Source organism: Mycobacterium sp. NGS11 (assembly GCF_059813315.1).
Genome location: NZ_JCALEJ010000001.1, coordinates 252128 through 278797, shown reverse-complemented (window position 1 = coordinate 278797; position 26670 = coordinate 252128). Strand labels below are relative to the sequence as shown.

The 26670-nt window shown below is 66.9% G+C and carries 23 protein-coding genes; 11 read left to right on the top strand and 12 right to left on the bottom strand.

Going from position 1 to position 26670, the window contains the following annotated elements:
• Positions 1 to 42: 42 nt before the first annotated feature.
• The 4 genes from nrdE to AC5Y4T_RS01385 form a co-directional block, all read right to left on the bottom strand.
• The gene (gene nrdE / locus AC5Y4T_RS01400; RefSeq protein WP_499920091.1) at positions 43 to 2208 is read right to left on the bottom strand and encodes a class 1b ribonucleoside-diphosphate reductase subunit alpha; all 2166 of its coding nucleotides are present in this window, start codon (positions 2206 to 2208) and stop codon (positions 43 to 45) included.
• Entirely contained in the window at positions 2178 to 2624 is a 447-nt protein-coding gene (nrdI, locus tag AC5Y4T_RS01395; RefSeq protein WP_499951669.1) for a class Ib ribonucleoside-diphosphate reductase assembly flavoprotein NrdI, read from the bottom strand. Before nrdI ends, nrdE begins: the two co-directional genes overlap by 31 nt.
• A gap of 26 nt (positions 2625 to 2650) precedes the next feature.
• Positions 2651 to 2890 (bottom strand): redoxin NrdH, encoded by a 240-nt coding sequence (locus AC5Y4T_RS01390; RefSeq protein WP_067124347.1) that lies wholly within the window; start codon positions 2888 to 2890, stop codon positions 2651 to 2653.
• A gap of 504 nt (positions 2891 to 3394) precedes the next feature.
• Positions 3395 to 3949 (bottom strand): NAD(P)H-dependent oxidoreductase, encoded by a 555-nt coding sequence (locus AC5Y4T_RS01385; protein ID WP_499920090.1) that lies wholly within the window; start codon positions 3947 to 3949, stop codon positions 3395 to 3397.
• Positions 3950 to 4040: 91 nt separating this feature from the next.
• Here AC5Y4T_RS01385 and AC5Y4T_RS01380 point away from each other — a divergent pair, with 91 nt between their 5' ends.
• Both AC5Y4T_RS01380 and AC5Y4T_RS01375 read left to right on the top strand, forming a co-directional pair.
• Positions 4041 to 4649: a TetR/AcrR family transcriptional regulator gene (locus AC5Y4T_RS01380; protein WP_499920089.1), complete on the top strand. Its 609-nt coding sequence runs from the start codon at positions 4041 to 4043 to the stop codon at positions 4647 to 4649.
• Positions 4646 to 5689 (top strand): DNA polymerase IV, encoded by a 1044-nt coding sequence (locus tag AC5Y4T_RS01375; protein ID WP_499920088.1) that lies wholly within the window; start codon positions 4646 to 4648, stop codon positions 5687 to 5689. The genes AC5Y4T_RS01380 and AC5Y4T_RS01375 overlap by 4 nt, the downstream gene beginning before the upstream one ends.
• On the opposite strand, the gene AC5Y4T_RS01370 is transcribed toward AC5Y4T_RS01375, so the two are convergent.
• Together AC5Y4T_RS01370 and AC5Y4T_RS01365 are read right to left on the bottom strand one after the other, a co-directional pair.
• Complete coding sequence (locus AC5Y4T_RS01370; RefSeq protein WP_499920087.1) at positions 5624 to 6556, bottom strand: SDR family oxidoreductase; 933 nt, start codon at positions 6554 to 6556, stop codon at positions 5624 to 5626. The genes AC5Y4T_RS01375 and AC5Y4T_RS01370 overlap by 66 nt on opposite strands.
• Positions 6557 to 6586: 30 nt before the next feature.
• Positions 6587 to 7222, bottom strand: coding sequence for a TetR/AcrR family transcriptional regulator (locus AC5Y4T_RS01365; protein ID WP_499920086.1), 636 nt, complete (start codon positions 7220 to 7222; stop codon positions 6587 to 6589).
• Between the two features lie 112 nt (positions 7223 to 7334).
• Here AC5Y4T_RS01365 and AC5Y4T_RS01360 point away from each other — a divergent pair, with 112 nt between their 5' ends.
• Positions 7335 to 8816, top strand: a complete 1482-nt coding sequence (locus AC5Y4T_RS01360) for a cytochrome P450 (RefSeq protein WP_499920085.1) — start codon at positions 7335 to 7337, stop codon at positions 8814 to 8816.
• 106 nt (positions 8817 to 8922) lie between these two features.
• On the opposite strand, the gene AC5Y4T_RS01355 is transcribed toward AC5Y4T_RS01360, so the two are convergent.
• From AC5Y4T_RS01355 to AC5Y4T_RS01345, 3 genes are all read right to left on the bottom strand, one after another.
• Entirely contained in the window at positions 8923 to 9915 is a 993-nt protein-coding gene (locus tag AC5Y4T_RS01355) for an anti-sigma factor RsbA family regulatory protein (protein ID WP_499920084.1), read from the bottom strand.
• A gap of 138 nt (positions 9916 to 10053) precedes the next feature.
• Positions 10054 to 11511: a FadR/GntR family transcriptional regulator gene (locus AC5Y4T_RS01350; RefSeq protein ID WP_499920083.1), complete on the bottom strand. Its 1458-nt coding sequence runs from the start codon at positions 11509 to 11511 to the stop codon at positions 10054 to 10056.
• A 22-nt stretch (positions 11512 to 11533) separates the two neighbouring features.
• Entirely contained in the window at positions 11534 to 12727 is a 1194-nt protein-coding gene (locus tag AC5Y4T_RS01345) for a thiolase family protein (RefSeq protein ID WP_499920082.1), read from the bottom strand.
• 53 nt (positions 12728 to 12780) lie between these two features.
• Between AC5Y4T_RS01345 and AC5Y4T_RS01340 the strand changes: the two genes are divergently transcribed.
• Positions 12781 to 13116 (top strand): Zn-ribbon domain-containing OB-fold protein, encoded by a 336-nt coding sequence (locus AC5Y4T_RS01340; RefSeq protein WP_499920081.1) that lies wholly within the window; start codon positions 12781 to 12783, stop codon positions 13114 to 13116.
• A gap of 11 nt (positions 13117 to 13127) precedes the next feature.
• Here AC5Y4T_RS01340 and AC5Y4T_RS01335 read toward each other — a convergent pair whose 3' ends face one another.
• Together AC5Y4T_RS01335 and AC5Y4T_RS01330 are read right to left on the bottom strand one after the other, a co-directional pair.
• Positions 13128 to 15293: an acyl-CoA dehydrogenase family protein gene (locus AC5Y4T_RS01335; RefSeq protein ID WP_499951667.1), complete on the bottom strand. Its 2166-nt coding sequence runs from the start codon at positions 15291 to 15293 to the stop codon at positions 13128 to 13130.
• 173 nt (positions 15294 to 15466) lie between these two features.
• Positions 15467 to 16234 carry an SDR family NAD(P)-dependent oxidoreductase gene (locus AC5Y4T_RS01330; protein WP_067354384.1) on the bottom strand — a complete coding sequence of 256 codons (768 nt, stop codon included), beginning with the start codon at positions 16232 to 16234 and terminating at the stop codon, positions 15467 to 15469.
• A gap of 111 nt (positions 16235 to 16345) precedes the next feature.
• On the opposite strand from AC5Y4T_RS01330, the gene AC5Y4T_RS01325 reads away from it, so the two are divergent.
• From AC5Y4T_RS01325 to AC5Y4T_RS01305, 5 genes are all read left to right on the top strand, one after another.
• Positions 16346 to 17887 (top strand): ATP-dependent DNA ligase, encoded by a 1542-nt coding sequence (locus tag AC5Y4T_RS01325; RefSeq protein WP_499920079.1) that lies wholly within the window; start codon positions 16346 to 16348, stop codon positions 17885 to 17887.
• A 53-nt stretch (positions 17888 to 17940) separates the two neighbouring features.
• The gene (locus AC5Y4T_RS01320) at positions 17941 to 20220 is read left to right on the top strand and encodes a carbon starvation CstA family protein (RefSeq protein WP_499920078.1); all 2280 of its coding nucleotides are present in this window, start codon (positions 17941 to 17943) and stop codon (positions 20218 to 20220) included.
• A gap of 142 nt (positions 20221 to 20362) precedes the next feature.
• Positions 20363 to 20656, top strand: a complete 294-nt coding sequence (locus tag AC5Y4T_RS01315) for a hypothetical protein (RefSeq protein ID WP_499920077.1) — start codon at positions 20363 to 20365, stop codon at positions 20654 to 20656.
• Positions 20657 to 20837: 181 nt separating this feature from the next.
• Positions 20838 to 22355: an Hsp70 family protein gene (locus AC5Y4T_RS01310; RefSeq protein WP_499920076.1), complete on the top strand. Its 1518-nt coding sequence runs from the start codon at positions 20838 to 20840 to the stop codon at positions 22353 to 22355.
• Between the two features lie 13 nt (positions 22356 to 22368).
• Positions 22369 to 23031, top strand: a complete 663-nt coding sequence (locus AC5Y4T_RS01305; RefSeq protein ID WP_499920075.1) for a nitroreductase family protein — start codon at positions 22369 to 22371, stop codon at positions 23029 to 23031.
• 10 nt (positions 23032 to 23041) lie between these two features.
• On the opposite strand, the gene AC5Y4T_RS01300 is transcribed toward AC5Y4T_RS01305, so the two are convergent.
• Positions 23042 to 23998, bottom strand: coding sequence for an LLM class F420-dependent oxidoreductase (locus AC5Y4T_RS01300; protein ID WP_499920074.1), 957 nt, complete (start codon positions 23996 to 23998; stop codon positions 23042 to 23044).
• A 489-nt stretch (positions 23999 to 24487) separates the two neighbouring features.
• Here AC5Y4T_RS01300 and AC5Y4T_RS01295 point away from each other — a divergent pair, with 489 nt between their 5' ends.
• Together AC5Y4T_RS01295 and AC5Y4T_RS01290 are read left to right on the top strand one after the other, a co-directional pair.
• Complete coding sequence (locus AC5Y4T_RS01295; protein ID WP_499951664.1) at positions 24488 to 25270, top strand: enoyl-CoA hydratase/isomerase family protein; 783 nt, start codon at positions 24488 to 24490, stop codon at positions 25268 to 25270.
• 101 nt (positions 25271 to 25371) lie between these two features.
• Positions 25372 to 26667, top strand: a complete 1296-nt coding sequence (locus AC5Y4T_RS01290) for an acyl-CoA dehydrogenase family protein (RefSeq protein WP_499920072.1) — start codon at positions 25372 to 25374, stop codon at positions 26665 to 26667.
• The last annotated feature ends 3 nt before the right edge of the window (positions 26668 to 26670 follow it).

Genomic DNA, 26670 nt, shown 5'->3' with positions numbered 1-26670 from the left:
AGCGGCTTCTGACCTGGGCAGACTGTCCGATCGGCCCGACGATTAGAGCATGCAGGACACGCAGCCCTCGACTTCTGTTCCCTCCAAAGCCATCTGGCGAAGGCGGATGTAGTACAGCGTCTTGATTCCCTTGCGCCAGGCGTAGATCTGCGCCTTGTTCACATCGCGGGTGGTGGCGGTGTCCTTGAAGAACAGCGTCAGCGACAGCCCCTGGTCCACGTGCTGGGTGGCCGCGGCGTAGGTGTCGATGATCTTCTCGTAACCGATCTCGTAGGCGTCCTGGTAGTACTCCAGGTTGTCGTTGGTCAGATACGGCGCCGGGTAGTAGACGCGGCCGATCTTGCCTTCCTTGCGAATCTCGATCTTGCTCGCCACCGGGTGGATCGAACTGGTCGAGTTGTTGATGTAACTGATCGAGCCGGTCGGCGGGACGGCCTGCAGATTCTGGTTGTAGATGCCGTGCTGCTGCACCGACTCCTTCAGCCGTTGCCAATCCTCTTGTGTCGGAATACGGATGCCGGCTTCGGCAAAGATCTCCCGGACCCGCGGCGTGGCCGGCTCCCACACCTGCTCGGTGTACTTGTCGAAGAATTCGCCCGAGGCATACTTGGACTTCTCGAAGCCCCCGAACTTGCTTCCCCGCTCGATCGCGATGCGATTCGACGCGCGCAGCGCATGGTAGAGCACGGTGTAGAAGTAGATATTGGTGAAGTCGACGCCTTCTTCGGACCCGTAGAGGATGCGCTCGCGGGCCAGATAGCCGTGCAGGTTCATCTGGCCGAGCCCGATCGCGTGGGACTCATTGTTGCCCTGCTCGATTGAGGGCACCGACCAGATGTGCGTCTGATCGCTCACCGCCGTCAGCGCGCGGATCGCGACCTCGATGGTCTGCGCGAAGTCCGGCGAGTCCATCGTCTTGGCGATGTTCAGCGACCCAAGGTTGCACGAAATGTCCTTGCCCACTTTGGCGTACGACAAGTCGTCGTTGAACACCGACGGCGTGGACACCTGCAGGATCTCCGAGCACAGGTTGGAATGGGTGATCTTGCCGTCGATCGGGTTCGCCCGGTTCACCGTGTCCTCGTACATGATGTACGGGTAACCGGACTCGAACTGCAGCTCGGCCAGCGTCTGGAAGAACTCGCGGGCCTTGATCTTCGTCTTGCGGATGCGGGCGTCGTCGACCATCTCGTAGTACTTCTCGGTGACCGAGATGTCGGCGAACGGCAGGCCGTAAACCCGCTCGACGTCGTAGGGCGAGAACAGGTACATGTCCTCGTTCTTCTTGGCCAACTCGAAGGTGATGTCGGGTATCACCACGCCCAGGCTCAGCGTCTTGATGCGGATCTTCTCGTCGGCGTTCTCGCGCTTGGTGTCCAGGAACCGATAGATGTCGGGGTGATGCGCGTGCAGGTACACCGCACCCGCGCCCTGCCGGGCGCCGAGCTGGTTGGCGTAGGAGAACGAGTCCTCGAGCAGCTTCATGATCGGGATGACGCCCGACGACTGGTTCTCGATGTTCTTGATCGGGGCGCCGTGCTCGCGAATGTTGCTCAGCAGCAACGCAACTCCGCCGCCACGCTTCGACAGCTGCAGCGCGGAGTTGATGGACCGCCCGATCGACTCCATGTTGTCCTCGATGCGCAGCAGAAAGCAGCTCACCGGCTCGCCGCGCTGCTTTTTGCCCGAGTTCAAAAACGTCGGGGTGGCTGGTTGGAATCGCCCGTCAATGATCTCGTCGACGAGCTTCTCGGCCAGGACGGTGTCACCGGAGGCAAGGGTCAGCGCGACCATGACCACGCGGTCCTCGAAGCGCTCCAGGTAACGCTTCCCGTCGAACGTCTTCAGCGTGTAGGAGGTGTAGTACTTGAACGCGCCCAAAAACGTCGGGAACCGGAACTTCTTGGCGTACGCGCGGTCCAGCAGCGTCTTGACGAAGTTACGGCTGTACTGGTCGAGAACCTCGCGCTCGTAATAGTTCTCCTTGATCAGGTAGTCGAGCTTCTCGTCCTGATTGTGGAAGAACACCGTGTTCTGGTTGACGTGCTGCAGGAAGTACTGATGCGCGGCCTCGCGGTCCTTGTCGAACTGAATCTTGCCGTCCGCGTCGTAGAGATTCAGCATCGCGTTGAGCGCGTGATAGTCCGTTTCCCCCGGCAAGGCGTGGGCTCCGGTGGTTACAGGCTCTGCAGCGACGGTTGGTGACACGTCTGTTCCTTCCAAAAATTGGCTAAGCCCGCGCGGACGGCTTCCACGTCGTCCTGGGTTCCCATGAGTTCGAAGCGGTAGAGGTACGGAACGCCGCACTTGCGCGAGATCACGTTGCCCGCATAGGCGAATTCGGCGCCGAAGTTGTTGTTGCCCGCGGCGATCACGCCGCGGATCAACGACCGGTTGTGCTCATTGTTCAAAAAGGCGATGACCTGCTTGGGGACGTAACCGCCGGCGTTGAGGTCGGGCGTCGCATGCCCGCCGCCGTAGGTCGGCAGGACAAGGACGTAGGGCTGGTCTACCTCGATGCGGCCATGCAGTGGTATCCGCGTGGCGGGGATCCCCAGCCTCTCCACGAAGCGGTGGGTGTTCTCCGACACCGAGGAGAAATAGACCAGGTTGCGCGACTGCACCGCAACCTCCTTACCTGACGTCTTGCCTACGCGCTCAGTTCCGCGGCGGACAGCGCCTTGATGCGGTCGGGGCGGAAACCCGACCAGTGGTCGTTGCCCGCCACCACCACGGGGGCCTGCAGGTATCCCAGAGCCATCACGTAGTCACGCGCCTCGGCGTCCAGCGAGATATCGACCTTCTCGTAGGCGATGCCCTGCTTGTCCAGCGCCTTGTAGGTGGCAGTGCACTGCACGCATGCCGGCTTGGTGTACACGGTGATGCTCATAGAATGCCGCTCCTTTGCGGAAGAGGGGACCCAACGGACTGGCAACTACTTTTGGACTGCGTCTTTGCTAGGTTCAGCGATCCGTCAGGCCCCCTGATTCCCGTCGTGCGGTGGCCGAGGTCGAATGACCTGCGGGCGCCGATTTCGGGGAGTTCACCGAGTCTGGCTGGCTTGGTGGCCCTGGGATCTGCCGGTGCTCGAAACACTACACCTAGTGGGTGACAAGATGTCGAGATACAAGATATTCTGAATAACAATTTTGAAATTCCCTGGTCGTGAGCCCGGTCGTGAACAAATCCGGAACTCGACTCGGCGTGTCGCAGATCACAGATCGCACCGCAGGGAATCATGCGCTCCGGTATATCAGCGAGCACCGACAACACCGCCGGCGGCGGCGGGCCGGCCCAGGGCCAGCAAAGCCGCCAGGCGCGCCTGGCGGCTTTGGCTATTCGGTTGTCCCAACCTCGCTGGTCGCCCGGTGGGCGGGTTGTCGACTTCTGCCAATCAGCCGACCTCGGCGGCGAGCTTGCCCACCACATCACGCACGTTCGCCGACAGCTCGGCGTGCTCGGCCGGCGCCTTGCCCTCCAGCGTCTTGAACGGCACCGACAGTTTGATCGCCTCCACGACCCGCGCGCCCGCGATGCCGAAGGACTTGCGGGTGTCGTCGTGGGCCCACACCCCGCCGTACTGGCCGAACGATCCCCCGATGACCGCCAGCGGCTTGCCCTTCAGCGCGCCGTCGCCGAACGGCCGGGACAGCCAGTCGATCGCGTTCTTGATGACGGCCGGGTAGCTGCCGTTGTACTCCGGGGTCACCACCAGGGCGGCGTCCGCGTCGGCCGCCGCGGCGCGCAGCGCGGCCACCGGGCCCAGCTGCGGCACGTCGACGTTCATCGCATCATCGATCTCCTCGTTATAGAACGGCAGTTCAGCGAGTCCTTCGAAGATCGTGACGGTCACGTCGTCGGCGGCGACCGCCACCGCCAACTCGGCGATCTGGCGGTTGATCGACGCCGCCCGCAGGCTCCCCACTAACGCCAAGATTCTGATTGCCACTGCTGCAGTTTCCCTTCGATCGTTGCGTACATCCTCGCACGAGCTAACCGGACTATAGTCCGTTTTATTCCGGCGGCGTTAAAGTGCAGGAGTGAGCGAGCGGTCGGGCGAGTTACACGTGTTCGCCCCCCAAGCGGTGCACCAGGAAAGGGGCGACGCGGCGCGCAACCGCGCGCTGCTGCTGCAGGCTGCCCGAAACCTGGTCGCCGAGCGCGGCGCCGACGCCGTCACCACCGATGACATCGCGGCGGCCGCCGGAGTGGGCAAAGGCACGCTGTTCCGCCGCTTCGGCAGCCGGGCCGGCCTGATGATGGTGCTGCTGGACGAGGACGAACAAGCCGTTCAGCAAGCGTTCCTCTTCGGCCCGCCCCCGCTGGGACCCGGCGCCCCGCCCGCCGATCGGCTGGTCGCGTTCGGCCGGGAGCGGATCCGGTTCGCGCACGACCACTGCGAACTGCTGTCCGCGGCCAACCGCGACCCGCAAAACCGGCACAACGCACCGGCCACGGTGCTGCGCACGCACGTGCGCGTCCTGCTCAAGGCGGCCGAATCCACCGGCGATCTCGACGCCCAGACCGACGCGCTGCTCGCGCTGCTGGACGTGGACTACGTCGAGCATCAACTGGCCGAGGGCGGTCACACCCTGGCGACACTGGGAGACGCGTGGGAAAGCCTGGCGCGCAAGCTCTGCGGGCGATGAACGCCACGGAACCGGCTTGGGTCCTGCATGTGGACCTCGACCAGTTCCTGGCGTCGGTCGAGTTGCGCCGGCACCCCGAATTGGCCGGTCTGCCAGTCATTGTGGGCGGCAGCGGCGACCCGAACGAACCGCGCAAGGTCGTCACCTGCGCCTCGTATGAGGCGCGCGAGTTCGGTGTGCGGGCGGGCATGCCGTTGCGTGCCGCCGCCCGTCGCTGCCCCGAGGCGACCTTCCTCCCGTCGGACCCAGCCGCCTATGACGCCGCGTCCGATCAGGTGATGGGCGTGCTGCGCGATCTGGGGCATCCGGTCGAAGTCTGGGGTTGGGACGAGGCCTATGTCGCGGTGACCGCGCAGGACCCGAGCGAGGTCGCAGAGCAGATCCGCAGCGTCATCCTTTCCGAAACCGGGCTGTCCTGCTCCGTCGGGATCAGCGACAACAAGCAGCGCGCCAAGGTCGCGACCGGCTTCGCGAAACCGGGCGGCATCTTTGTGCTCACCGACGCGAACTGGATGTCCCTGATGGCCGAACGTCCGGTCGACGCGCTCTGGAGCGTGGGCCCCAAGACGGCGAAAAAGCTTGCGGATCTTGATATTACGACGGTGTGGCAGCTGGCCCACTGCGATGCGGAGCTGCTGACGGCCACCTTCGGCCCGCGCACCGGGCTGTGGCTGCTGCTGTTGGCCAAGGGCGGCGGCGACAGCCAGGTCAGCGCCGAGCCGTGGGTGCCGCGCTCGCGCAGCCACGCGGTGACCTTTCCGCGCGATCTCACCGATCGGTCCGAGATGGCCGCGGCCGTAACGGATTTGGCCGAGCGGGCGCTGACGGACGTCCTCGCGGCGGACCGAGTCGTGATCCGGGTGGCGGTCACCGTGCGCACGGCAACGTTCTACACGCGCACCAAGATTCGCAAGCTCGATGCGCCCAGCACCGATCGTGACGTCATCGTGGCCGCGGCCCTTCGCGTGCTCGACCTATTCGAGCTCGACCGGCCGGTCCGCCTGCTCGGGGTGCGCCTCGAGCTGGTGATGCCGCGCTAAGGGCGCCGGGCCGGGCCGCAACGCACGGGTGAAGATCACGTTCACCTGGCGCATCGCCACGCTATAGGGCCACCACGCAAGCCTTTTGAAGGCATACAGGGCGCGGATGTCGGCCGACGTGTAGATCAGGTATCGGTTCTTGGCCACCCCGGCCAGGATCTTGTCGGCGGCCTTTTCCGGCGATACGGCGTGGCCGGCGAACCGCTTCACCCACCGGTCGACGTTGGGGTCTTCCCGGTCCACCCCGGCGATTTCCACGGTGCCCACCAGCGGGGTGTTCACCGCGCCCGGCACCACGACCGAGACCCCGATGCGATGGCGGGCCAAGTCGAAGCGCAGCACCTCCGACAGGCCACGCAACCCGTACTTGCTGGCGCTGTAGGCGGCATGCCACGGCAGGGCCACCAGCCCGGCCGCCGAGGACACGTTGACCAGATGCCCGCCGCGCTTGGCCGCCACCATCGGCGGCACGAACGTCTCGATGACGTGGATCGGACCCATCAAATTGATGGCGATCATCTTGCGCCACTGCTCATGGGTCAGCCGGTCGACGGTTCCCCACGCGGATACGCCGGCGATGTTGAGAACGACGTCCATGCTGGGATGCGCGGCGTGGATATCGGCGGCGAACGCGGCCACCTGGTCATAGTTGGCGATGTCGAGCGCCCGATGCTTGGGAACCTCGGCGCCCAGCGCCCGCGCGTCGGCCACGGTTTGTTCGAGGCCGTCGCTATCGCGGTCAGTCAGGTAGAGCTCGGCGCCCTGCGCGGCCAGCCGCAACGCCGTGGCGCGGCCGATGCCGCTCGCCGCTCCGGTGACAAGGCACCGCTTTCCCGCGAAAGACCGCCCGATTCCCCTCTGCGCCATGGCCGTGACGATACCGGCGGTAACAGCGCCCTAGGGACGGCCCGCCCACAGCGCGTGCAGCCAAAGCTGCTCGAGGAGGCGCACCCGTCGGTCACGATCGCTGTCGCGCCCGGTCAGAATCGGGTCGCCGGTCAGCATCAGCGCGGTCGTGCCGGCCAGCGTGCGGATCAGCGTCGGCAGGTCGTCACTGATCGGATTGGCCGTCCCGGCCTTCATCTCGGCCTCGACAATTCCGACGATCTGGCCCAGCACCACCTCGAACTGCTGATCGAGCAGGTCGCGAATCTCGACGTCGGTGTTGCGGGCCTCATTGCACGCCGTCACCACCGGGTCGTTGTGCGCGTAGACGGCCGCGGCGCTGCCGACCATTCGCTTGGCGAACTGCTCGGGTGACTCGCCGGCCTGCCGGGGGGCGAAGTACTCGGTGAGTTCCTCGAGTTCTTCGGCGGCCTCGGCCATGAGCTGTGCCAGCACCGCGTACTTGGAGTCGAAGTAGAAGTAGAAGCCGGATCGCGCCACGCCGGCCCGCAGGCTGATGGTGCTGACCGACAGCTCCGCAAATGGCTTTTCCTGCAGCAATTCACGCACCGCCTGCACTATCGCCTGGCGTTGCTTGTCGCCACGCCGTCGTGCGCCCGGCTCGGGAGTGGCGGGTTCGCTGGTCACTCCCTGACCTTGCACCACGCCACGGAAAATGCAAACTTGACAGCCGTCAAGTTTTTCAGCGAAGGTATGAATCAGTGACGGCCGTCACCGGGAGGGCACGCAAAGGAGCGTTATGACCGCCACCATCAGCACCCCGCAGTACCTGCTGGATCAGGCGCGGCGCCGGTTCACGCCGTCCATCAACAACTTTCCCGGCATGGGGATCGTCGAGCGCAGGCTGTTGAACACCGATTTCCCAGAGCGCAAACTCGCCGAGCCGCCACCGGGCAGTGGGCTCAAAGCGGTCATCGGCGACGCGGGCCTGCCGGTCATCGGGCACATCATCGAGATGCTGCGCGGCGGCCCCGACTACCTGCTGCACATGTACCAGACCAAGGGTCCGGTGATCTTCGGGGACTCGCCCGTCCTGCCGGGCGTCGCCGCCCTGGGACCGGACGCCGCCCAGGTCATCTACTCGAATCGCAACAAGGACTATTCCCAGCAGGGATGGGTGCCGGTAATCGGGCCGTTCTTCAACCGCGGCCTGATGCTGCTGGACTTCGAAGAGCACATGTTCCACCGGCGGATCATGCAGGAGGCCTTCATCCGGTCCCGCCTGGTCAGCTATGTCGAACAGATGGACCAGGTGGTCTCGCAAACGGTCGCCAATGACTGGGTGACCAATGACGCGCGGTTCCTGCTCTACCCGGCCATGAAGGAATTGACACTCGACATCGCCTCGATGGTGTTCATGGGCCACGAGCCGGGCACCGACCACGAATTGGTGACCAAGGTCAACAAGGCGTTCGCGGTCACCACGCGCGCGGGCAACGCGATCATCCGCACTTCCGTGCCGCCGTTCACGTGGTGGCGCGGCCTCAAGGCGCGCGAGCTGCTAGAGAACTACTTCCGCGAGCGGGTCAAGGAGCAGCGCGCGAATCCCGGTACGGATCTGTTGTCGGTGTTGTGCCAGACCGAAGACGAGGACGGCAACAAGTTCTCCGACGACGACATCGTCAACCACATGATCTTTTTGATGATGGCCGCGCACGACACGTCCACCTCGACGGTGACAACGATGGCCTACCACCTGGCCCTTCACCCGGAGTGGCAGCAGCGCTGCCGCGAGGAATCGGATCGGCTGGGCGACGGGCCGCTCGACATCGATTCGCTGGAGAAGCTCGAGACGCTGGATCTGGTGATGAACGAGTCGATCCGCATCGTGACGCCGGTGCAGTGGGCCATGCGCCAGACGGTGCGCGATACCGATCTGCTGGGTTACTTCATCCCGAAGGGCACCAACGTGATCGCCTACCCCGGCATGAACCACAGGTTGCCCGAATTGTGGACCGAACCACTAAAATTCGACCCCGAGCGATTCACCGAGCCGCGCAACGAGCACAAGCGGCACCGCTATGCGTTCACGCCGTTCGGTGGCGGCGCGCACAAGTGCATCGGGATGACGTTCGGGCAGTTGGAGATCAAGACGATCTTGCACCGCCTGCTGCGCAGGTATCGGCTGGAGCCGCCGCGCCCGGGTTACAAGTGCGAGTGGGACTACGGCGGCATGCCCGTGCCGAAAGACGGCATGCCGATCGTGTTGCGCCCGCTATAGAACTTGCGCGACCGCAGCGAGCCGCCGTGGCCGCGGCAAGGGCCGAGTCTCATGTGCGCTACCACCGTCGCTAGCGCACATGAAACTCACCTATCGCGACGGCCCCTTACCCGGCCGGGCCCGGTGCGGGCTCGAACCGTAGATACGCCTGAATCGTCGTACCGGCCCTGGTGGTGTGGGTTCGCACCAAGTCCGAGATGGCGTTGACCAGATACAGGCCGCGACTCGCGGGACCGCACGGGCCGGGGTCCAGACGACCCACGATCGGGTCGTCGAATCGTCCGGTGTCGCGTGCCTCGCAGACCAGATGTCCGTCGTCTTGCCAGAAGGCCAGCCGGCAGGCGCCCCCGGTGTACATCAGGCTGTTGGTGGCCAGCTCCGTGGCGACCAGCTGTAGATCCTCGATGCTCTCCTGACTCAACCCCATCCAGCCCGCGTAGTCGACGGCGAAGGATCGCGCGGGGCGAAGGTCGGCCGACTTGCGGACCATGTATGTGACGGCCCCGGGACCGGCGGCCAGCGGCTGGTTGCAGCGTTCCAGGACGTCGGCGGGAGCGTAGTCCGAGTTGTGCTGCAGCGTTCCGTGTTCCCACAGCAGCGGATGTGTCGCGCGCGCATCCGACAGCACGCCGTCGCCGAGCCGGCCCGCGTCGTAGAGGCACAGGCACGACGCGGGGTAGCCGTCCATGGCCTCGTTGACGAGTGCGTCGTGCTCGATGCAGGCGACGAACTCCTCGTCGGTGCGGCCCGGCCACGCGAGCTGGCTGACGATCCGGACTCGCTGATCCGGGTGCTCGTCGATGAACGCACCCTGCATCGCCATGAATCGGCAGGGATTGCGGGCCACCTCGGTGATATCAACCATGCGCACGTCCGCGGGTGGATCATCACGGGGGTACAACCCGTCGTGCAGCAGCGCCAGAGTCTCGGGAGGGGCGGCAAGCAGCACCGCCTCGTCCAGCGCCAAACCATCGCCGACGAAACGGCTTGCCAAGTCCAAAAACTCCTGCTGAGAGTGATAAATCGACGCGGAATGGACGAAACCGTATTGCCTGGTTTCGTTAGCCGCCTTCACTTCAGCGCTCTCGCTTTCGATCACTTGCGCCAACCCCCTGTTGGGCAGGCTGACGCCTCCCTCTGTTCCAGTACCCAAGACGGGCCTTCGCTATACCGCGCAACGGGTCCCATTTAGGTTTGCGGCACTGGTGGGCCACGTCGTCGGCTCGCGATCGCACTGTCACAGCCACCACGAGGCGGCCGCGTCGAGATGACGGCGGAGGCGGTAACAGGCGACGCTCTCGTCGGCGGCCTCGACCGCCTCGACGATCCGCAGGTGGGCGTGGTGCACGGCCAGCACGTCCGACCAGGTCGGCAGCGCCTGCCCGGTGCTGGACCAGTGCCGGCGAAACAGCTCGACGATGATCCGCAGGAACAGATCCAGCAGCGCGTTGCCGGCCAGTTGCGCCAGACCGACGTGGAAGTTGAACTCCTCCGCGATCGCCTGCCGCACGTCGTCGGCCGTTGGTTGGGAGTTCTCCGCAAGCCCGGAACGATGGGTGCCCAAAAACGCCGCCACCTCCGACTCGGCCAACCGTTTGACGACCTTGGTCACGTTGTCGATCTCGATGGCGTCGCGGACGCATCGCAGGTCTTCGCGGCTCGGCCCGCGGTACTGCAGGTACAAGGCGATCGTGTCGATGCTGGCCTGCGCCGCGGGTCGGGCGATGACCAGGCCGCCACCGGGGCCGCGGCGCATGTGGGCTATCGAGTGGTATTCGAGCAGCCGCACCGCCTCGCGAAGCACCGCGCGGCTCACCCGGTAGCGCTCGAGCAGGGCCGTCTCGGTACCGAAGACCGCACCCACGTGCCAGCCGCTGGCGGCGATGTCGTCACCGATGGTGGCGGCCAGCATCTCGGCCAGTTTGCCGCCGGGCGACTCGGAATCGAGCCGGCGGCGCCTTTCTCGCCCACGGTTTTCGTCCCCCGCATGATGATGCTGCAGCCAGCCGGTGACCGCTTCGACGTGTCGCTCCGACAGCGTCTTGGCGCGGGCGGCATCGCCGGCCGTGACGGCGGCGACGATCGCGGAGTGGTGCGCGTGCAGATGGTCGACCGCCTCTAATGCCTCGGTCTCCGAATCCGTTCGCGACGCCAGGGCATAGCGGGTGGTGAGCCGCATCAAGACGTCGATAAACAGTTGCAGCACCGGGTTTTTGGATTGCTCGGCCAGCGCGATGTGGAACTCGTCGCGTGGCGCCGGTAGGCCGGGCTTCCACTGCTCCTCGGCGTGCAGCACCGCACGCAGCCGCGCGATGCCGGCCTCATCGATGCGCTCGGCGGCGAGCGAGGCCGCCAGCGGCTCGAGGACCAGTCGCGCGTTGAGCAAGTCGCCCAGCGTCGTGCCCAGGTATTCGAGATAGATGACGACGGCGCGGGTGGCGGGCCCCGCATCGGGCTCGCAGACGTACAACCCCCCGTTGGGGCCGCGGCGCATCCGCGCGACCTGATGATGTTCGACGAGCCGCACGGCCTCCCGCAGCACCGAACGGCTCACCCCGAAGCGCTGCTGCAGATCTTGTTCGGAGCCCAGTGATTCGCCCACCGCCCAGCCGCGGCGAACGATATCGGCTTCGATGTCGCGGGCGAGGATCGAAGCGAGCTTGTTCGCCTGGCCGGTCCTTGGCTCCTGAGTCATTAGAGCTCGATCGCGCTCTCGGTCAGCAGGTCAGCAGCATGCACCCCGCGACGGGACCACCGCCGACGGAGACGACGCCCACCTCGGGGCGACGCGACACCTGCCGCTCCCCCGCGTCGCCGCGCAGCTGCAGACACCCTTCGTGCAGCGCCCAGTAGCCGTGCATGCGCCCCGCCGATAGCTGGCCGCCGTAGGTGTTCAACGGCATCTGCCCGTCGCGGGCGATCCGCGTCCCGCCCTCGACGAACGGGCCGCCCTCGCCGTCGCCGCACACTCCGAGCGCTTCCAGCCACGCCAGGGTGAGATAGGTGAAACCGTCGTACAACTCGGCGACTTGGAGGTCGGCGGGCTTCAACGCCGTGCGCGACCACATCTGCGCCGCCGCATCCGACATCGCCATCTTCGGGTAGTCCGCACGGTGAAACCAGCCGCCCGCTCCGTCGGACCCGCCGATCGCCTCGACCTGCACCGCGCGGTGCGGACAGTCGGCGGCGCGCTCCGCGTGCGAGACCACCACCGCGATCGATCCGTCGATCGGGACGTCGCAGTCGAGCAGCCCAAGTGGCGTGGACACCAACCGCGCGCCCAAGTAGTCGACCATCGTCATCGGATCCCGGTACACCGCAAGGGGATTCAGCGCAGCGTTGCGCCTGCCGTTGAGCGCGATCCAGCCCAGCTGCTCCTTGGTGGTCCCGTACAGCTCCATGTGGCGACGGCAGTTGAGCGCCAGCCAGTTGGCGGCCGAATAGGCATGCGCCGCAACCAGATCGTTGACATCGTCCATCGCACCGACAGCCGGCTTCGGCTCACCCTCGGGTGTCTCGAACATCCGAGCCAGCGGCGGCGCCGGCGCGTTCTCGTCCTGCTTGACGGGAACCGTGCCGCCGAGCATCTGGATCGTCCGGTACACCACCACGTGGCGGGCGCGTCGTTCGGCGACCGCGCGGCAGGCCGACATCACCGGCGAAAGCAGGCCGCCGGTGCCGAAGCCCGATCCGCAGTCCGCGGCATCGATGCGCAGCTGGGCGTTGACGTCCGCAGCGGGCGTGTCACCCAGGGTGGCGATGCCGTCGATGTCGGTCGGGGTCAGCCCGGCGTCCTCGATGGCGGCGCGCACCGCCTCCATGGTCAGGTCCAGGCCCGGGATGCCGGTGCGGCGGCCGATTCGTGAGATCCCGATGCCGGACAAGATCGCGTCTTTTTCGAAATGTGTCATGCACACCGCCCGTCAGACCAAGCATCGAATTAATTGAGTGTACTGTATTCGTCGTGTCGGACGGGCCGCTGCTCATCGAGTACTGCGACCGCTGCGCGCGCTGGGTGCATCCGGCCAGCGGCCAATGCCGCGAGTGCGGAGGCACGCTGGAGGCCCGGGAAGTCTCCGGGCGGGGCACCGTGTTCACCTACACGGTCAACCATCACCCGTACAACCCGGAGATTTCCACCCCGTACGTCATTGCCATCGTCGAGCTCGCCGAACAGAGCGGCCTGCGGGTCGCCGCCAATATCGTTGACTGCGAACCGGATTCGGTGAGCTGCGGGATGCCCGTCGCGCTCCGGCCGGAACGCGGCAGCGGCGGCGCGGCGCAGTTCGCGCCGGCCTGATTCGGCGCGGGCTAGTTGATCAACGGGTCACGCGGCATGCCGAGGATCCGCTCGGCGATCTGATTGCGCGTCACTTCCGACGTGCCGCCGGCGATCGCCATGCCGCGGGCCCCCATCATCAGCCGGCCTGCCAGGGCGCCGGGACCGTCGGTGAGCGCGACGTCCGGACCCAGCAGCGCCGCCATGATCGCGGCGCCCTCCACCATGTGTTCGGCCAGCTTCAGCTTGGTGACGTTGCCCTCCGGGCCGGGCCCCGCGCCCTCGACGCTGCGCGCGGCGCGGCGCAGATTCAGCAACCGCAGCGCGGTTTCCTCGGCCAGATACGAGCCGACTCGAATTCGCCCGCCCGCCAACCGATCCGGGCGCTGCTCGGTGAGCTGCACGAGTTGGCCGGCCAGCCCCTCGTAAAACGATCCGCTGCCGCCGATGCTGACCCGCTCGTTGCCCAGCGTCGCGCGCGCGACGGTCCAGCCCGAGTTGGGCGTGCCGACGACGTCCTCGTCGGGAACGAACAGGTCGTTGAAGAAGACCTCGTTGAAGTCCGAGCCGCCGGTCATCTGTCGCAGCGGGCGCACCTCCACCTCGGGCGCCTTCATGTCGACGATCACCGTGGTGATGCCGGCGTGCTTCGGGGCGTCGGGGTCGGTGCGCACCGTGGCGAGACCGCGCGCGCAGTAGTGCGCCCCGCTGGTCCACACCTTCTGGCCGTTGATCTTCCAGCCGCCGTCGACCCGGGTGGCGCGCGTCTTGATGGAGGCGGCGTCGGAGCCGGCGTCCGGCTCGGAGAAAAGCTGGCACCAAATCTCGTCCTTGCGCAGCGCCTTCTCCACGAATCGTTCGATCTGCCAAGGGGTTCCGTGCTGGATCAGGGTCAGGATCACCCAGCCGGTGATCCCATAGTCGGGCCGCTTGATGCCGGCCGCACGGAATTCCTCCTCGATCACGAGTTGCGCGACGGCGTCGGCCGCGCGTCCCCACGGCTTGGGCCAGTGCGGCATCACGTAGCCGGTCTCGATCAGCTTGTCGCGCTGGGCTTTTTTGTCCAGGGCGGCGATCTCGGTGGCGTCGGCGCGGATGGCGGTGCGCAGTTCTTCGGCTTCGGGCGGCAGGTCGAGGCTGTTCTCGCGGGCGACGCCGGCGGCGGTGCGCTCGAAAACGTCGGCGGCCGGCGCGTCACCGCCGAACAGCGCCGCGCTCACCACCGCCCGGCGCAGGTGCAGGTGCGCGTCGTGCTCCCAGGTGAAGCCGATGCCGCCGTGCACCTGGACGTTGAGTTCGGCATTGCGGACATAGGCCGGGAAGGCCAGCGCCGCCGCCACCGCGGCGATGAGCCGGAACTGTTCCTCGTCCTCGGTCGCAGCGCGGGCGGCGTCCCAGACCGCCGCGATCCCGGACTCCGCGCCCACCAACATGTTCGCGCAGTGATGCTTGACCGCCTGGAAAGTGGCGATGGTGCGCCCGAATTGCTGGCGCACCTTGGCGTAGTCGACGGCGGCATCGACGCAGTCCGACGCCCCGCCCACGGCCTCGGCGGCCAGCAACGTGCGGGCCCGGGCCAACGCCGATTGGCGCGCGCCCGGCAGGACGTCGTCGTCGGAGACGCGCACGTTGTGCAGGCGGACGCGTCCAGATCGGCGCGTCGGATCGAAGTTCTCCGGCACCTCGACCGAGACACCCTCACAGCCACGCTCGAGCACCAGCACGTCGTCACCCGCGGCGATCAGCAGCAGCTCGGCCAGCCCGGCGCCCAGGACGATTCCCGCCTCCCCGTCGGCCGTGCCGTCATTGACCTGCACCTGGCCGTCCAGCCCGACGCCCGCGACGACGGTCCCGTCGATCAGGCCGGGTAGCAGCCGCGACTTCTGTTCGGCGGTACCGTCTTTGGCGATCACCGCGGACGCGATGACGGTGGGCACGAAGGGCCCGGGCGCCACCGCGCGACCGAGTTCTTCGATCACCACCACGAGTTCGGGCAGCCCGAATCCTGAGCCGCCGTATTCCTCGTCGACGTGCAGGCCGAGCCAACCCAGCTCGACCAGGCTCGGCCAGAACCCGGGCCGTGGCTCGTCGGAGGCGTCGAGCAGCGATCGCGCCGCCCAGCGCGCCTTCTGGGAGGTCAAGAACCCGCGGGCTACTTCGGCGAGTTCACGATGGTCGTCGGTTATTGCGATACCCATGAGGGCCCTCCTCGCGCCGCATGCCAGCCGGGTTCGATTGTCCGCTCCCCTCGGACCGCCGCGCGATCCGCATCGTCGGAGCTGAAGCTGGGTGGCCTGCCCCGCTCCGAGGGGAAGCGGGGCGGCTGGCTAAAGAGTGTACTTAATGCGGGGAGGGCCCCAATCGGGGGCGCCTACTTGGGCGCGAACCGCTGCCCGGCGTCCAGGCGCAGGCATTGGCCATTGAGCATCGGGTTGTCCACGATGGCGGCGACCAGCTTCGCGTACTCCTCGGGACGGCCGAGGCGCTTGGGGAAGGCCGCGTCCTTGGTCAGCTGCGTGGCGAACTCGTCGGGAATGCCCTGGGTCAACCCGGTGGCGAACAGGCTCGGGGCGATTCCCAGCACGCGGATGCCCACCGAGCCCAGGTCGCGGGCCATCGTCAGGCACATCCCGGCGATGCCCGCCTTTGCGGCGGTGTAGGCGACCTGGCCGATCTGGCCCTCGAAGGCAGCAATCGAGGCGGTGTTGATGATGACGCCGCGCTCCCCGGTGTCCGGGTCTTCGGGCTCGTTCTTGGCCATGTGCGCGGCGGCCAGCCGGCTGATGTTGAAGGTGGCGATCAGGTTCAGGTCGATCACGGACTGGAAGGACTCGAGGTCGTGCGGCCCCGACTTGGTCAGCGTCCGCTTGGCGATACCGCCACCCGCGGTGGTGATCACGACGTGCAGCCCGCCAAGCTTGTCGACAGCGGCCTGCAGCGTCTCTTCGGTGCCGGTGAAGTCGGTGACGTCAACCGGGTAGAAGGTACCCCCGACGCCCTCGGCGACGGTCTTACCGTCGGAGCCCTCGCGGTCGAGGATGGCGACATCCGCACCGCGTTCGTGCAGCAGCTCGGCGCTGGCACGGCCCATTCCCGATGCGCCGCCGATGACGACGACCTTCTTCCCACTGATCTCCATCCGGGCGTCTCCTTCGTGGTTGTCAGAATCCCTGCGATCTGTAACGTTACGTAGGCACGCTAGCGTGTCCGCTCCTCAGGCCTGTCACCGAGCCATGCCAAGCTGGCGACCGTGCTCCTTCTCGACGTGGCAACGACGTCTGACGACGTCGGGAAGACGTCGTCGCGGCTGACCAAAGTCGCCCACATCGCCGGCCTGCTAACGCGTGCGGCACCCGACGCCGCGGCGGTCGCCATCGTGGTGTCGTGGCTTTCCGGTGAGTTGCGGCAGCGCCAGATCGGCGTGGGGTGGGCGGCGCTGCGCTCGCGCCCGCCGGCAGCCTCGGACGCCTCGCTGACCGTCTCCGGCGTCGACGCCACCTTCTCCGACATCGGCGCGGTGTCCGGCAAGGGCGCGCAGGCACGCCGCGCCGCGCTGGTGAGCGGCCTGTTCGCCGCAGCCACCGACATCGAACAGACCTTTCTGTTGCGGCTGCTCGGCGGCGAACTACGCCAGGGCGCACTGGCCGGGATCATGGCCGACGCGGTGGCGAAGGCCGCCGGCATCCCGGCGGCCGCGGTCCAGCGCGCCGCGATGCTGGGCGGGGACCTGCCGGCGGTGGCGGCGGCAACCCTGTCCGGTCCGTTGTCCGGCTCGGCCTCGGCGCTGGACGCGTTCACCCTGCGGGTCGGCCGGCCGGTTGACCCGATGCTGGCGCAGACCGCGACGAGCGTGGCCGATGCGATCGAACGCCACGGCGGGCAAACGATTTTCGAAGCCAAGCTGGACGGCGCGCGGGTGCAGATCCACCGCGCCGGTGACGAGGTCACCGTCTACACGCGAAGCCTCGACGACGTCACCGCGCGGCTGCCCGAAGTGGTGGAGGCGACGCTGGCGCTGCCGGTGGACGACCTCATCGCCGACGGCGAGGCCATCGCGCTGCGGCCCGACAACCGGCCGCACCGCTTCCAGGTCACCGCCTCACGATTCGGCCGCTCCGTCGACATCGCCGCAGCCGTTGCGGCACAACGGCTTTCGGTGTTCTTCTTCGACATCCTGCACCGCGACGGCGTCGACCTGCTCGACGCGCCGACCGCCGAGAGGCTGGCCGCGCTGGACGCATTGGTGCCGCCGGCGCAGCGGGTCGATCGGCTGCTCACGAGCGACCCCGCGGAGGCGGGCGCGTTCCTGGACGCGACGCTGGCCGCCGGCCACGAGGGCGTGATGACCAAGGCGCCCGGCGCGCCGTACCAGGCGGGCCGGCGGGGAGCGGGCTGGCTGAAGGTCAAGCCCGTGCACACCCTGGATCTGGTGGTGCTCGCGGTGGAGTGGGGGTCGGGGCGCCGCCGTGGCAAGCTCTCCAATATCCACCTGGGCGCGCGCGACCCGGCAAGCGGCGAATTCATCATGGTGGGAAAGACTTTCAAGGGCATGACCGACGCCATGCTGGACTGGCAGACCGCACGGTTCAGCGAACTCGCCATCGGCGAAACGGACGGTTACGTCGTCCGAGTGCGGCCCGAGCAGGTGGTCGAAATCGCGCTGGACGGCGTGCAGAAGTCGTCGCGCTACCCCGGGGGGCTGGCGCTGCGGTTCGCCCGCGTGGTGCGCTATCGCGACGACAAGAGCCCCGCCGACGCCGACACCATCGACGCCGTGCGCGCGCTGTACTGAACCGGGCATTGGCCAACAGGCGCAGTCGCTTCGGCGCGCGTAGGGTTTCCGCCGTGGCAGTCAGAGAGCACCGCGACGACGTCAGCTACATCCATACCGACGAAGGCCTGCCACCCGTGGCCATCATCGACCGCTCCCCTATCACCGCGCGACACAAGATCGTGTTCGGCGTCATCGCGGTGCTCGGCGCCGTCGCCTGGGCGATCATCGCGTTGGCTCGGGGCGAGACGGTCAACGCGGTGTGGATCGTCGTCGCGGCGATCTGTACGTACATCGTCGGGTACCGGTTCTATGCGCGGTTGATCGAGATGAAGATCGTCCGCCCGCGCGACGACTACGCCACGCCTGCCGAGTTTCTCGAGGACGGCACCGATTTCGTGCCGACCGACCGGCGGGTGCTGTTCGGCCATCATTTCGCCGCCATCGCCGGGGCCGGTCCGCTCGTCGGTCCGGTGCTGGCCATGCAGATGGGCTATCTACCGGGCAGCATCTGGGTCGTCATCGGCGCAGTATTCGGCGGCTGCGTGCAGGACTACCTGGTGTTGTGGATCTCCACCCGGCGGCGTGGCCGTTCCCTTGGCGAGATGGTCCGCGACGAGCTGGGCGCCGCGGGCGGGGCCGCCGCCCTCGTCGGGGTCCTCGTCATCATGGTCATCCTGATCGGGGTGCTGGCGCTGATCGTGGTGCGGGCGCTGGCCCAGAGCCCGTGGGGTGTCTTCTCGATAGCCATGACCATCCCCATCGCCCTGTTCATGGGTTGCTACCTGCGGTTCCTGCGTCCCGGGCGTGTTTCGGAAGTATCGGTGATCGGCTTCGCGCTGCTACTGCTCGCGGTGGTGTCCGGCCATTGGGTCGCCGAAACACCTTGGGGCGCAGCCTGGTTCACACTTTCTCCGGTCACGCTGTGCTGGTGCCTCATCGGCTACGGTTTCGCCGCGTCCGTGCTGCCGGTCTGGCTTTTGTTGGCGCCGCGTGACTACCTGTCGACGTTCATGAAGGTCGGCGCCATCGGGCTGCTCGCCGTCGGGGTCTGCATCGCCCGGCCGGAGATGCAGGCATCCGCGATCTCACAGTTCGCCACCAGGGGCAACGGCCCGGTGTTCGCCGGCTCGCTGTTCCCGTTCTTGTTCATCACCATCGCGTGCGGCGCGCTGTCCGGCTTTCACGCGCTGATCTCGTCGGGGACGACGCCCAAGCTGCTGGAGAAGGAAAGCCAGATGCGAATGATCGGCTACGGCGGCATGATCACCGAGTCGTTCGTCGCGGTCATGGCGCTGATTACGGCGGCGATCATCAACCAGCATCTGTACTTCACCATCAACGCGCCGGCGGCGCAGACCGGTGGCACCGCGGCCGGCGCCGCGCATTACGTCAATGGACTCGGATTGCCGGGCGCCCCGACCGACGCGGACCAGATCAGCCAGGCCGCCAGCAGCGTCGGCGAGAAGTCGATCGTGTCGCGCACCGGTGGAGCACCGACGCTGGCCTGGGGGATGGCCGACGTGCTGCAGCGTGTCTTCGGCGGCGCGGGCCTCAAGTCGTTCTGGTACCACTTCGCGATCATGTTCGAGGCGCTGTTCATCCTGACCACCCTCGACGCGGGCACCCGGGTCAACCGCTTCATGCTCTCCGACGCGCTGGGCAACCTGCGCGGCCCGCTGGCCAAGCTGCGAAACCCCAGTTGGCGCCCCGGCGTTTGGGGTTGCAGCCTGGCCGTGGTGGCCGCGTGGGGCGGCATCCTGCTGATGGGCGTGAGCGACCCGCTCGGCGGCATCAACACGCTGTTTCCGCTGTTCGGTATCGCCAACCAGCTGCTTGCCGGGATCTCACTGACCGTCATCACCGTGGTGGTCATCAAGAAGGGCCAGTTGAAGTGGGCGTGGATTCCGGGGATTCCCCTGCTCTGGGATCTTGCGGTCACGCTGACCGCGTCGTGGCAGAAGATCTTCTCCGCGGATCCGGCCGTCGGCTATTGGACGCAGCACTCGACGTACCTGGCGGCCAAGCAAGCGGGCAGGACGGCCTTCGGTTCGGCCAAAGACGCGCATCAGCTCGACGAGGTCATCAGGAACACCTTCATCCAGGGCACGCTGTCGATTCTGTTCGCGGCGACCGTCGTCATCGTGGTGATCTCCGGGATCGTGGTCGCGCTCGGGGCGATTCGCGGACCGGCCAGCAAGTTGGGCCGGCCCCTGACCGAGGACGACCCGGTGCCGTCGAAGCGGTTCGCGCCCGCGGGCCTGATTCCCACGGCCGCGGAGCGAGGGGTGCAGCGGCAATGGGCCCAGCCGACGACGTCGGCTCCCGGGGTCGTCGGCGCTCAAAAGCGATGACGTTCCCCGAAGTGCGGTAGCCGCCGCGCACAAATAGGTAGTCGACTACGCGTGCGTACTGGTGATCGCCGACCCTACGTTGAGTCCATCACCGGCCGACCTACCTGGCCAACGGGACCGCGACACGAAGAAGGTGGACGAAATGCTGGTCACGTCAACGGGACTCCGGACCGCACCCGATATCCAGCCCATACCGCAACCGTCGTCGGCGACGCCCGCCGTCGAGGCGGCACCCGCACCGGTCCTGATCAGTACCCAGCAGGTGCTCTTCGACACCGCCGTCGTCCAGCGAACGCGCCGCTCCCCGCTCCGCAGCCGGATCGCCGCCGGGCTGCGGCAGATGGTCGCTGATGCGAATCGGCCGCGGCAGCCCTACCTGAGGCATTACGTCTACCTCGAGAACGCCCGCATGGCACGCGAAATGGAGAGGCTGTGAACGTACTCATCAGCGTCGCCTGCGTCGGATTGATGATGGTGCTCGCAGTGGGGACCTACAACCTGCAGTGGTGGCTCGAGCGCAACGACTACGAGCGCCACTTCGAGGACTGACCGAACGCGAGGGCACGCCACGCGAAGAGGTCGTGCCGAAAGACGCGACGCGGTCCTAAACTTGCGCGATGAGAGTCGGTATCGACTTTGGCACCACGCACACCGTCGTCGCGGCCGTCGACCGAGGCAACTATCCCGTCGTGTCCTTCGAGGGCATGGATGCGTGGCCGTCGCTCATCGCCGCCAATGCCGCCGGGGACTTGCGGTTCGGCGCGGAGGCCGCCGCCGTGCGCCACGATTCGAATTGGTCGGTGCTGCGCTCGTTCAAACGATTACTCAACGACGCCGGACCCCAAACCGAGGTCACCCTGGCGGGCCGTGCTTATCGCCTGGCCGACCTCCTCACCGGCTTCCTGGCCCAACTGAAGGCCGATCTGCGGCGGCACTCGAACGTGGCCCTGGCCCCGGGCGAACCCATCGAAGCCGCGATCAGCGTGCCGGCCAACGCGTCGAGCGCCCAGCGCCTGCTCACTCTGGATGCCTATGTCGCGGCCGGTTTTCACGTCGTCGCGCTGCTCAACGAGCCGTCCGCCGCCAGCCTCGAATACGCCCACCGCTACCGGTCCACCATCACCGCCAAACGCGAGTACGTCCTCATCTACGACTTGGGCGGCGGCACGTTCGACGCGTCACTGCTGAAAATGACCGGGCACGCGAACGAGGTCGTCATCAGCGAAGGGATCCAGCGCCTCGGGGGCGACGATTTCGACGAGGCGATCGTCGAGCTGCTGCTCGCCGGCGCCAACCTGCCCGGCCTCGACACCGCCCAGCGCGACCTGCTCGCCGAGGAGTGCGCCACCCGCAAGGAGGCGGTCGGGCCGCAGACGCGCCGTTTCCTGGTCGACCTGTCCCCGGTCGATCGGCCGCCATTCTCCTGCCCCATCGACGACGTCTACTCGGTGTGCGCGCCGCTGGTCGACCAGACGATGCGGCTGCTCACTCGGGTCCTGCACGATCCGGCGCGGGGCCGCAACGACCTGGACTGGTCGGAGGTGGCGGGCATCTACGTCGTCGGCGGGGCCGGGGGCTTTCCGCTGGTGTCTCGGATGCTGCGCAGCACCTTCGGCGAGAAGCGGGTGAAACGCTCGCCGCACCCCTTCGCCGCCACGGCCATCGGACTCGCCGTCTTTCTGGACAAGGAATCCAATTTTGCTCTCTCCGAACGCTTCTCGAGGAATTTCGGAGTTTTCCGCGAGGCCGAGGCCGGCGCCGGGGTCGTCTTCGACCCGATCGTGTGCAAGGACGTTTCGCTTCCGGCCGACGGGCAATCCCCGCTGGTGGTGAAACGCAAATATCGAGCGGCACACAACATCGGGCACTTCCGGTTCGTGGAGTGCAGCCGCCTGGTCAACGGGCGGCCCGACGGCGACGTCACGCCGTATGACCCGGTGCTTTTCCCCTTCGACCCCGCACTGCACGACCGCGACGACCTGGGGCGTCAGCCGGTCGGCAGGTGGGTCGACGGGCCCGACGTCGAGGAGCGCTACGTCATCGCCCCCAACGGTGCGGTAGAAGTGACCTTGACGACGCAGCCGGCCGGGTTCGAACGCACGTTCCGGCTGGAGCGGTGCGCGTCCGCGAGTTGACGAGCATTCCGCCATGCAGCTATACGACGTGATGCGAACGACTTTCGCGGCACGGGAGTTCACCGACGATCCGTTGCCCGACGACGTGCTGGCGCGCATTTTCGACAACGCCCGGTTCGCTCCCAGCGGCGGCAACCGCCAGGGCGCACACGTCACCGTGGTGCGCGACGAAACGGTCCGCCGCGAGCTGGCCGAACTCGGCAAGCCCGCCGCTCGGCGCTACTTCGCCCAGTTGCAGGCGGGTGAAAACCCTTGGAATTCGGTTCATCCCAGCGGGGTTCCGCAAGACGTCATCGACGCGACCGAAATCCCCGACACGTTCGTCGCGCCGATCGCCAAAGCACCTGTGGTTCTGGTCGTTTCGGTGGACCTGACCGTCGTCGCCGCCATCGATCAAGACCTCGACCGCGTCGGCATAGCTGGCGGGGCATCGGTCTACCCGTTGATCTGGAACGTCTTGCTCGCCGCGCGCGTGGGCTACGGCGGCACCATCACCACGATGGCCATCGCGGCCGAAGAACACGTCCGCCGACTGCTGGGCATTCCCGACACGCACGCGGTGACCGCGGTGGTGCCGCTCGGCAGACCGGCGCGGCAGCTGACCAAACTGCGCCGAAAGCCGGTCGTCGAGTTCATCACTCGTGATCGGTTCGATGGTCCGGCTTTCGACGGCTGAGGCCTGAACCCTAGCCGCGCACCTGGGGCAACACGTCACGCTGCCATGCGGCGAAGAACCCGTCCATGTCGGGGCCGATCTGCTGAACGTAGATCTCGTCGACGTCGGCGTCGATGTACTCGCGCACCTGGGCGATGTGCTTGTCGGGGTCCGGGCCACAGGCCACGCTCTCGCCGACCGTCTCCGGCGGCACCAGCGACTGCAGAGCGGCGAAATCCTTGGGCCGCGGCAGGATTTGCGAGGTCTGTCCGGGCAGCCCCTCGTTAGCCCACAACCGGTGCGCGGTCTTCAGCGCGGCGTCGGCATCTTGGTCCCAGCAGACTTTGGTACCGCCCTGCACCGGCTTGTCGCCGCCGCCGGATTCGCGGAATTGCTTGACCAGGTCGCCGTCGGGCATGGCGATGCTGTATCCGTCGCCGATGCGGGCGGCCAGCTCGACGGCCTGCGGGCCGAACGCGGAGACGTAGATCGGCACCGGCTGTTCCGGCCGGGTGTATACCTGCGCCTCCTGCACCTCGTAGTGCTTGCCGTGGTGGCTCACCTCGCCGCCCTTGTGCAGCTTGCGAATGACGTCGATCGCCTCCTCCAGCATCTCGAGGCGCACACCGGCGGACGGCCAGGGATCGCCCAGGATGTGTTCGTTGAGGGCCTCGCCGCTGCCCACCCCGAGCACGAAGCGTCCGTCGAGTTGCACGGCCGCGGTGGCCGACGCCTGCGCGATGATCGCCGGATGGATGCGGATGGTCGGGCACGTGACGGCGGTGCTCACCGGCAGCGACGTCGCCTCCGACAACGCACCGATCACCCCCCACACGAACGGGCTCTGGCCCTGCTCGTCGTTCCACGGGTGATAGTGGTCCGAGATCCACAACGCGTCGAATCCGGCGTCCTCCGCGCGCTTGGCCTGGTCGATGAGTTCTTTCGGGCCGAATTGCTCGCAGGTGAGAAAGTATCCGATCTTGGTCATGGCGCCCGGCTACCCGCTGCGCGCCCGGTTATGCGTCAGGAAGACGCATAGGCCCCGCTGCGCGCCGAAGGCCGGAGCCGACCGAGGCGATGCACGTCCCGTTGTGGCGCCGATTAGTTTGCAAGCCAACGCTTCTCCACGTCAGCGGGCGCGGCTTCCATCAGGCCCTTCGGGTGCGCCGCGGAAGGACAGTGTGAAGTGCCCGCCTTTGAGCGACAACTCCGATGGTCCGCGTCGTTGTCGCTCGAAGGCGGGCAAACGCCCCACCCGCGAGAACAGCTTCGCCGATTCGGAGAAGGTAGTTCTCCGCACTCGAGAGACAGATTACGATCGCAGGTGACCTGTGCCGGTGTGACGCCCGGAGCAAGTCCGCCAACCACAACGATCGGAGTCCATCATCGACGCCTGGATTCTCGAAGGCGTCCGCACCACGCGCGGGCGCGACCGCCCCGGGGGCGGGATGGGCACGGCAACGATCACCGAGCGGGTGTGACCGTGCCCGAAACCGTGAATCTCGAGCGGCCCCGCGACGGGGTCGTCATTCTGCGGCTCAACCGCCCGCAGCGGCTCAATGCCATCAACGAGACCATGCAGACCGAATTGCATGATGCGCTCAACGATCTGGCCGCCGATCACGCGGCGCGCGCCGTCGTGCTGACGGGCGCCGGGCGCGGGTTCTGCGCGGGCATCGACATGCGGGACTTCGGGCCCTCGATGTTGGACGCGAGCGCGCCCGCACTGGACCGGATGCGCTTTCAGGAAAAGATGGCCGCCCTCGCCGAGGCGGTGCGGGCATTGCCGCAGCCCGTCATCGCGGCCGTCAACGGCCCCTGCGTAGGGGCCGGGCTCGCGCTGTGCCTGGCCGCCGACATCCGAATCTGCTCGGCGGCAGCTTCTTTCGGCAATGCCGCAATCCTGCTCGGGCTCTCGGGCGCCGAGATGGGCATGAGTTACCACCTGCCCCGCATCGTCGGCACCAGCGTTGCCGCCGACTGGATGCTCACCGGCCGCACCGTGTCCGCCATCGAGGCGGACCGGCGCGGTCTAATCAGCGAGGTCATCGAGCCGGATGCTCTGTCCGATCGCGCGGTGGAATTGGCGTCGCTGATCGCGAGCCACGCCCCGCTGGGTGCGCAACTGACCAAGCGCGCCCTACAAGTCAACACCGACGCCACGAGCCTGGCGTCGGCCATAGAACTGGAAAACCGCAATCAGGTGATTTCCCACGCGACCGACGAGGCGGCCGAGCGCCGCAAGAAGTGGTCTTCATGACCGGTCCCGCCGCCCGGGACGCCGACGCCATCACCGCGCTCGAGGACTCCGGCCTGGTGGCCCACAGCAACTCAGAGTGACCAACCAAGAGAGGACGACGCATGTCGTGGGACTTCTCCACCGAACCGGAGTGGGCAGCACAACTGCAGTGGGTCGAAACCTTCGTGCGCGAAGAGTGCGAGCCGATCGACTTGATTGTCAAGGAATCTCACGACCTCGGCGACCCGGTGCGTCAGGCGCTGATCCCGCCGCTGCAGCAGATCGTGAAAAAGCGTGGCCTGTGGGCGACCCACCTGGGCCCGCACTTGGGCGGGCCGGGCTTCGGACAGGTAAAGCTGGCGCTGCTCAACGAGATCCTGGGTCGCTCGGAATGCGCGCCGATCGTATTCGGCTCGCAGGCTCCCGATTCCGGCAATAGCGAAATCCTGGCGCACTACGGCACACCCGAGCTCAAGGAGCGCTACTTGGAGCCGCTGTTGGACAACCGCATCATTTCGTGTTTCTCGATGACCGAGCCACAGGGCGGGGCCGATCCGAAAGTGTTTCGCACCACCGCGGTACAAGACGGCGATCATTGGATCATCAACGGGGAGAAGTGGTTTTCATCGTTCGCCTCGATGGCGTCGTTCATCATCGTGATGGCGATGACCGATCCCGACGCCCCACCCTACGAGCGGTACTCGATGTTCGTCGTCCCCGGCGACACCCCCGGCATCAACGTGCTGCGAGACGTCGGGCTGGGTTATCAGCCGACCGGCGGTGGGCGTGAGGGTTATGTACGTTACGAAAACGTCCGCGTGCCGGCCGATCACATGTTGGGCCCGCGGGGCGGGGCCTTCGTCGTCGCGCAGACCCGCTTGGGCGGAGGGCGGATTCACCACGCGATGCGCACCGTAGGCCTGGTCCGCCGGATCTACGACATGATCTGCGAGCGTGCGGTGTCGCGTTACACCCAGGGTGAGCCGCTGGCCAACAAGCAACTCGTGCAGGAGATGGTCGCGGACTCGTGGATGGAGCTCGAGGCGTTCCGGCTGCTGACCCTTCAAACAGCTTGGAAGATCGACCAATTCAACGACTACAAGGCCGTTCGCGCCGACATCTCGGCGGTGAAGGCGATGATGCAGAAGGTCCTGCACGACGTGTCGTCTCGCGCGCTTCAGGTGCACGGGTCGTTGGGCACCACCCACGAGATGCCGTTCGTGCAGTATCTGGTGGAGTCGTTCGTGCTCGGACTGGCCGATGGTCCGACCGAAGTGCACAAGGTCACGCTGGCGCGGTTGCTGCTGAAAGATCGTGAGCCCGCACCGGACCTGTTTCCCTCGCAGCATCTGCTGCGGTTGCGCGCGGCCGCGGAGGCCAAGTTCGCCGACAAGCTGGCCGGCATCCCCCGCCCCTGAGCG

Excerpts from the sequence above, each read along its gene's own strand:
- AC5Y4T_RS01390 (WP_067124347.1), bottom strand. The coding sequence starts at position 2,890 with ATGAGCATCACCGTGTACACCAAGCCGGCATGCGTGCAGTGCACTGCC.
- AC5Y4T_RS01375 (WP_499920088.1), top strand. The coding sequence starts at position 4,646 with ATGAACGCCACGGAACCGGCTTGGGTCCTGCATGTGGACCTCGACCAG.
- AC5Y4T_RS01370 (WP_499920087.1), bottom strand. The coding sequence starts at position 6,556 with ATGGCGCAGAGGGGAATCGGGCGGTCTTTCGCGGGAAAGCGGTGCCTT.
- AC5Y4T_RS01360 (WP_499920085.1), top strand. The coding sequence starts at position 7,335 with ATGACCGCCACCATCAGCACCCCGCAGTACCTGCTGGATCAGGCGCGG.
- AC5Y4T_RS01350 (WP_499920083.1), bottom strand. The coding sequence starts at position 11,511 with ATGACTCAGGAGCCAAGGACCGGCCAGGCGAACAAGCTCGCTTCGATC.
- AC5Y4T_RS01345 (WP_499920082.1), bottom strand. The coding sequence starts at position 12,727 with ATGACACATTTCGAAAAAGACGCGATCTTGTCCGGCATCGGGATCTCA.
- AC5Y4T_RS01335 (WP_499951667.1), bottom strand. The coding sequence starts at position 15,293 with ATGGGTATCGCAATAACCGACGACCATCGTGAACTCGCCGAAGTAGCC.
- AC5Y4T_RS01330 (WP_067354384.1), bottom strand. The coding sequence starts at position 16,234 with ATGGAGATCAGTGGGAAGAAGGTCGTCGTCATCGGCGGCGCATCGGGA.
- AC5Y4T_RS01315 (WP_499920077.1), top strand. The coding sequence starts at position 20,363 with ATGCTGGTCACGTCAACGGGACTCCGGACCGCACCCGATATCCAGCCC.
- AC5Y4T_RS01310 (WP_499920076.1), top strand. The coding sequence starts at position 20,838 with ATGAGAGTCGGTATCGACTTTGGCACCACGCACACCGTCGTCGCGGCC.
- AC5Y4T_RS01305 (WP_499920075.1), top strand. The coding sequence starts at position 22,369 with ATGCAGCTATACGACGTGATGCGAACGACTTTCGCGGCACGGGAGTTC.
- AC5Y4T_RS01300 (WP_499920074.1), bottom strand. The coding sequence starts at position 23,998 with ATGACCAAGATCGGATACTTTCTCACCTGCGAGCAATTCGGCCCGAAA.
- AC5Y4T_RS01290 (WP_499920072.1), top strand. The coding sequence starts at position 25,372 with ATGTCGTGGGACTTCTCCACCGAACCGGAGTGGGCAGCACAACTGCAG.